The organism is Modestobacter sp. KNN46-3 (assembly GCF_011039295.1).
This window is the reverse complement of record NZ_JAAKGN010000216.1, coordinates 1-6,120: the sequence shown is the minus strand read 5'-3', so window position 1 is coordinate 6,120 and position 6,120 is coordinate 1. Positions and strand designations below refer to the sequence as shown.

Sequence of the window (6,120 nt, the reverse complement as noted above, 5' to 3'; positions counted from 1 at the left end):
ACCGTCCAGCCCTGGCAGAGCGAGGGCGTCGTCCACTCGTGGTCGTGGAGGGTGTCGAGCAGGTCGGCGAGCACCCGCCGCTGAGCAGCGACCTCGGGGAGCATGGCGACGCGGGGTTCGGGCACGGGTTCCTCACACGGGACGGTGGACGTCGGTCGGGTCGAGGACTCCCGTGCCACCACGAACTCATCGCATGCGGACGTCGTGCTCATCGAGTCCGACCCGGTCCCGCCGAGCGGGCAGGCTGAGGGGCATGGCTCGCGGACCACGCACTCCCACCGGCCGTGCACTGGCGGCATTCGGCCTGGTCGCCTTGACCGCCTGGGTCGTCTTCATCGTGATCGAGATCGCCACCGTGCCCGAGCCCGGTGCACCGACGGTGGAGGCACTGGCCACCCAGGCAGCGTCGTCCCTCACCCAGGGGGACGCCGAGGCGCTGCAGGCTCTCCTGGTGGACGACGCCCCCGCTGACTACGCCGAGGAGCTCCTCGCCGGGCTCCCCGCCACCGAGGGCGATCTGGAGGCCGTGGTCCGGGACTCCGGCCGAGGTGACGTCATCGTGGTGCGCGGGCCGGCAGGCAGCGACAGCTGTCTCGCATGGCAGGTGGTCCCCGAGGACGACCGCTACCTCCTCGGCGTCATCCCACCTGTCGACGGCTGCTGACCGGGGACATCTCCGCCACTGGCCAACGCAGGCAGGGACAGACGCCGGGCACCACAGTCGGCGAACGCGCAAGGCCGGTCGCCCCCCGGAAGAGGCGTGCACGACTCCGTGCCGATGCGTCGGGAGGTGGAGCCGGCCGACGCGGTCAGTGCTGGGCGTCGACGCGTCCGGTGTGGACCAGCACGGCGGCGGCCAGGGGCCCCACCACCGCGGATGGCATTGCGTGCCCCATCCCCGGCACGGTCGCGACGGTGGCGCCGGAGATGGCCTCAGCGACGCGATGGGCCGCCGGCGGTGGGTTGATCGGGTCGTTCGGCGCCTCGATGACCAACGTCGGGACGGTCACCCGGGCGAGTTCCGCGCCGCGGGCCAGGCCGGCCTGGTCGGCTCGCGCGTGCGCCGCCGTGTTGTCGTGCCGACCGGCGTGGTCGATGACCTGTTCCTCCATGAGGCGAAACTCCTCGGCGTCGAAGGGGATGCCTGCACCGTTCAGCAGCCGCCAGTGGCCCACCCGCCAGGCGACCTCCGTGTCCCGGTCGCGTGGGTCCGCGAGGTGCTGCCACAGCTCCAGCAGCCGAGGGTCGGTGTCGGTGAAGGCTGCGGGAGCGGCGCCGTCCTGGCCTGCGCCCTCCAACGCTGCCGTTGCGAAGAGGGTGGCCGAGAGCAGGCGGTCCGGGTGGTCGAGCAACAGCAGTTGGACGAGCGTGCCGCCCATCGACATCCCGACCACGTGGGCACGTCCGATGCCGAGCGCGTCCAGGACGGCGACCGCATCATCGGCGAGGTCCCGGACCGCGTACGGCTGGACGTCGAAGGCCCAGGTGGACCGTCCCGTGTCGCGGTGGTCGTAGCGGATGACGCGGTGCCGCTCACCGAGAGCGCGCACGAGGTCGGCCGGCCACGTGAGGCCCGAGGCATTGGCGCCCATGATCAGCAGCAGCGGCGACCCGTCCGGGCAGCCCGTCTCCTCGACCCAGAGCCGGACGTCCGGCGCGACGTCGACGATCCTCTCCACCGGGGCATCCGACCACGGCGCGGAGACCCACCGCGACGGATTTGCCGACCGAGCCGACTCGCACCGCCGCAGGCAGAGCGCACACGTCGTCGACCGCCCCGGAGTCGTGGGACGCCCGACCAGGCCGTCAGGTCAGCAGCGACCGATGAGGATCTCGGTGTCGTCGGGGCGGTAGGTGCGCCATCGCCCGCCGGGATCTCGCTGCACCCGGAACCCGTGATGCACCTTGGTGTGGTGCCGTTCGCACAACAGAGCTGAGTTCTGCAGGTTGGTCTCGCCGCCGTGCAGCCAGTGCACGAGGTGGTGGACGTCGCACCACCAGCTCGGGGCGCCGCAGCCGGCGAACACGCAGGACTCGTCCCGCCGCTCCACGGCCTTGCGCAGGCCCGGGGTGACCACCCGGTGGTCCCGGCCGAGATCGAGGGGCACGCCGTCGGGGCCCATCACGATCCGAGAGATGCTGCCGTCACAAGCCAGGTAGCGGGCCCGCGCCGCGGAGATCGTCGCCCCGAACCCGGTGCTCGCCGCCCCCGGGCCGGTCGCGGGGTCGATCAGGTCGTCCAGGTCGATGCCCACCACCACGTGCGGCTTCACCGTCCGCAGGATCGGCAGATCACCGCTGGCCAACTGGTTGTCACACAACTGCACGAGGGCGTCGGCGTTCTGCTGGGCGCGGGTGCGGTCGTCCCCCTTGGGGCGGTGGGCCTGCACGATCGACTCGATCGCCGCCTGCACCTTCTCCCCACCCACCGCGTCGAGGTCGAAGCGGCCGGTGATCGTGCCGTCGGCGTGCTTGGCGATGCTTAGCCGCCGCCCCTCCGTCGGGTCCGGCTCGGGGCCGTCGGGGTCGAGTGCGTCCTCGAACGCCTGCACCGCAGCGACCAGCGACTGGTGCGGCGACTCGGCCGCCACGCGCGCCCACACCCGGTCGAACGCGGCCAGGTCGATGCCCTGCTCGGCCGCGCGGGCGGCCTCGCCCGGCCCCACCTTCTCGGCCACCACGTTCACCTGCGCCGCAGTCACGGACCCGTCAGCGAACCCGGCCGACAGGGCCGGGAAGTGCTCCAACGCCCGCCCCGACCGCACGATCCGCGAAGCGTCCATCGGCGCCAACCGCGCATGCCCGATCAGCCACGACCGCATGCTCTTCAACCCGTCGTGCTCGGCGGCCTGCATGGCGTCGGCGCGGCGCACCGTGCGGGTCAGCTCCGCGGCGATCCGGTTCTGCACAGCCACCAACTCGGCGACCCGCTCCAGCACACCGCCGTCCGTCAGCCCGTGCAGCTCCTCGGCCGCCAAGGCGTCGAGAGCCGACATCAACTCGCTCACGACACCTCCCGACGTGTTCGAACGTGTGTACGAATACTAACGCCGACGGGAGTCCCGAGCAACACGAATCCCCAGGTCAGGGGCCTGCCCACAGATGCGAGACGCCGCTTGACAGACCGCCCAGCAGAGCCGGAAGAAGGGCGATGGACGCCGCACCGTGTCCGATCCGTCGGAGCCGCAGTGGAGAATGCGCGCATGACCCACGTGCTGGACCCGAACGCGCTGGCCGACACCAGCGGCGGAGCGGGCACCCCGCCCGACCCGTTCGCCGACGTCACCCGCTCGAACGACGCCTTCCGCGCGTTCCTGCACGGCCTGCCCGGCGTCGACCAGGTCGGCGCCGAGGCGCGGGCGAAGGTGCTGGGCACGCGGTCGATCAAGACGACTGCCAAGGCGTGGGCGATCGACACGGCGATCTCGATGGTCGACCTGACCACGCTGGAGGGCGCGGACACCCCCGGGAAGGTCCGCAGCCTGGCCGCCAAGGCCCGCCGCCCCGACCCGACGGACCCGACCTGCCCGGCCGTCGCCGCGGTCTGCGTCTACGGCGACCTGGCCGGCGTGGCCAAGGAGGCCCTGGCCGGCACCGGCATCAACGTCGCCGCGGTCGCCACCGCCTTCCCCAGCGGCCGGGCCAGCCGGGAGGTCAAGCTCGCCGACGTCCGGGACGCCGTGGCGAACGGCGCCGACGAGATCGACATGGTCATCGACCGCGGCGCGTTCCTGACCGGCCGCTACCTCGACGTCTTCGAGGAGATCGTCGCGGTCAAGGAGGCGTGTGCGCGCCAAGGGACGGGCCGAGCCCACCTCAAGGTGATCCTGGAGACCGGCGAGCTGGTCACCCTGGACGCCGTCCGCCGCGCCTCCTGGCTGGCGATGCTGGCCGGCGGCGACTTCATCAAGACCTCCACCGGCAAGGTCTCCCCCGCCGCGACCCTGCCGGTCTGCCTGGTGATGCTGGAGGCCGTCCGCGACTTCCGCGCCGCCACCGGCCGCCAGGTCGGCGTCAAGCCCGCCGGCGGGATCCGGACGACGAAGGACGCCGTCAAGCACATGGTCCTCATCAACGAGACCGTGGGTGCGGACTGGCTGTCCCCCGACTGGTTCCGCTTCGGCGCCTCCAGCCTGCTCAACGACCTGCTCCTGCAGCGCCAGAAGCTCCGCACCGGCCACTACTCCGGCCCCGACCACGTGAGCGTCGACTGATGAGCATCTTCGAGTACGCCCCCGCGCCCGAGTCGCGGTCGATCGTCGACATCCGGCCCAGCTACGGGCTGTTCGTCGACGGCGAGTTCGCCGACGGCACCGGCACGCCCTTCAAGACGGTCAACCCGGCCACCGAGGAGGTGCTGAGCGAGGTCGCCACCGGCAGCGACGCCGACGTCGACCGCGCCGTCCGCGCCGCCCGCCGCGCCTTCACCCGGGTGTGGGGCCCGATGCGCCCGGCCGACCGCGGCAAGTACCTGTTCCGCATCGCCCGGCTGCTGCAGGAGCGGGCCCGGGAGTTCGCCGTCCTGGAGACGCTGGACAACGGCAAGCCGATCCGGGAGAGCCGGGACGTCGACGTCCCGCTGGCCGCGGCGCACTTCTTCTACCACGCAGGTTGGGCCGACAAGCTCGAGCACGCGGGCCTCGGCCCGGCCCCGCGCCCGCTGGGTGTGGCCGGACAGGTCATCCCGTGGAACTTCCCGCTGCTGATGCTGGCGTGGAAGGTCGCCCCGGCGCTGGCCACCGGCAACACCGTCGTCCTCAAGCCTGCTGAGACCACCCCGCTGACGGCGCTGCTGTTCGCCGAGATCTGCCAGCAGGCCGACCTGCCCCCGGGCGTGGTCAACATCGTGACCGGCGCCGGGGAGACCGGGCGCGCGGTGATCAGCCACCCGGACGTCGACAAGGTCGCCTTCACCGGCTCGACCGAGGTGGGCCGCGCCATCGCCCGCGCGGTCGCCGGCACCGAGAAGCGGCTGACCCTGGAGCTGGGCGGCAAGGCGGCGAACATCGTCTTCGACGACGCCCCGATCGACCAGGCCGTCGAGGGCATCGTCCGCGGCATCTTCTTCAACCAGGGCCACGTGTGCTGCGCCGGCTCCCGGCTGCTGGTGCAGGAGTCGGTGCACGACGACGTCGTCGCCTCGCTGCAGCGGCGGATCGGCACGCTGCGGGTCGGTGACCCGATGGACAAGAACACCGACCTGGGCGCGATCAACTCGGCCGAGCAACTGGCCCGCATCCGCGAGCTGACCGCGTACGGGGAGACCGAGGGCGCGACCTGCTGGCAGCCCGAGGGTGACCTGCCCGACCGCGGCTTCTGGTTCAAGCCGACCGTCTTCACCGACGTCTCCCCCGCCCACCGGATCGCCCGCGACGAGGTGTTCGGCCCGGTCCTCTCGGTGATGACCTTCCGCACCCCCGACGAGGCGGTCGCGAAGGCGAACAACAGCACCTACGGGCTCTCCGCCGGTGTCTGGTCGGAGAAGGGCTCCCGGATCCTGAAGATCACCGACCAGCTGCGCGCCGGCGTCGTGTGGGCCAACACGTTCAACGAGCTCGACCCCACCTCGCCGTTCGGCGGCTACAAGCAGTCCGGCTACGGCCGCGAGGGCGGCCGGCAGGGGCTCGCCGCCTACCTGAGGAGCGACTCCTGATGAGCGACCGGCTCACCGTGCGCAAGACCTACAAGCTCTACCTGGGCGGGGCCTTCCCCCGGTCGGAGTCCGGCCGCACCTACGAGGTGCACGACACCAAGGGGCACTTCCTGGCCAACGCCGCCTGGGCCTCCCGCAAGGACGGCCGGGACGCCGTGGTCGCCGCCCGCGGCGCGTTCGGCACGTGGTCCGGGGCCACCGCCTACAACCGCGGCCAGGTGCTCTACCGGGTCGCCGAGGTGATGGAGGGCCGCGCCGCCCAGTTCACCGAGGAGGTCGCCGCCGGCGAGGGGCTCTCCCCCGCCAAGGCCCGCGCCGCGGTGGACGCCGCGATCGACCGATGGGTCTGGTACGCCGGGTGGACCGACAAGCTCGCCGCCGTGCTGGGCAGCACCAACCCGGTCGCCGGGCCGTACTTCGGCTTCTCGGTGCCCGAGCCCACCGGCGTCGTCGCGGTGCTCGCCCCG

6 protein-coding genes are annotated in these 6,120 nt (G+C 72.4%); 4 read left to right on the top strand and 2 right to left on the bottom strand.

Features of this window, described 5'->3' with window-relative positions; translation table 11 throughout:
- Positions 1–253 precede the first annotated feature (253 nt).
- Complete coding sequence (locus tag G5C62_RS24865) at positions 254–664, top strand: hypothetical protein (protein WP_164703124.1); 411 nt, start codon at positions 254–256, stop codon at positions 662–664.
- 145 nt (positions 665–809) lie between these two features.
- Here G5C62_RS24865 and G5C62_RS24860 read toward each other — a convergent pair whose 3' ends face one another.
- On the bottom strand, positions 810–1,679 hold the full coding sequence (locus G5C62_RS24860) for an alpha/beta fold hydrolase (RefSeq protein ID WP_164703123.1): 870 nt from the start codon (positions 1,677–1,679) through the stop codon (positions 810–812).
- A gap of 132 nt (positions 1,680–1,811) precedes the next feature.
- Positions 1,812–3,008 carry an HNH endonuclease signature motif containing protein gene (locus G5C62_RS24855; RefSeq protein WP_164703122.1) on the bottom strand — a complete coding sequence of 399 codons (1,197 nt, stop codon included), beginning with the start codon at positions 3,006–3,008 and terminating at the stop codon, positions 1,812–1,814.
- 195 nt (positions 3,009–3,203) lie between these two features.
- Between G5C62_RS24855 and deoC the strand changes: the two genes are divergently transcribed.
- The 3 genes from deoC to G5C62_RS24840 form a co-directional block, all read left to right on the top strand.
- Complete coding sequence (gene deoC / locus G5C62_RS24850) at positions 3,204–4,214, top strand: deoxyribose-phosphate aldolase (RefSeq protein ID WP_206330850.1); 1,011 nt, start codon at positions 3,204–3,206, stop codon at positions 4,212–4,214.
- Positions 4,214–5,653: an aldehyde dehydrogenase family protein gene (locus tag G5C62_RS24845; protein ID WP_164703121.1), complete on the top strand. Its 1,440-nt coding sequence runs from the start codon at positions 4,214–4,216 to the stop codon at positions 5,651–5,653. The genes deoC and G5C62_RS24845 overlap by 1 nt, the downstream gene beginning before the upstream one ends.
- A partial coding sequence (locus tag G5C62_RS24840) for an aldehyde dehydrogenase family protein (protein ID WP_164703120.1) occupies positions 5,653–6,120 on the top strand: 468 nt, incomplete at its 3' end. The genes G5C62_RS24845 and G5C62_RS24840, both read left to right, overlap by 1 nt.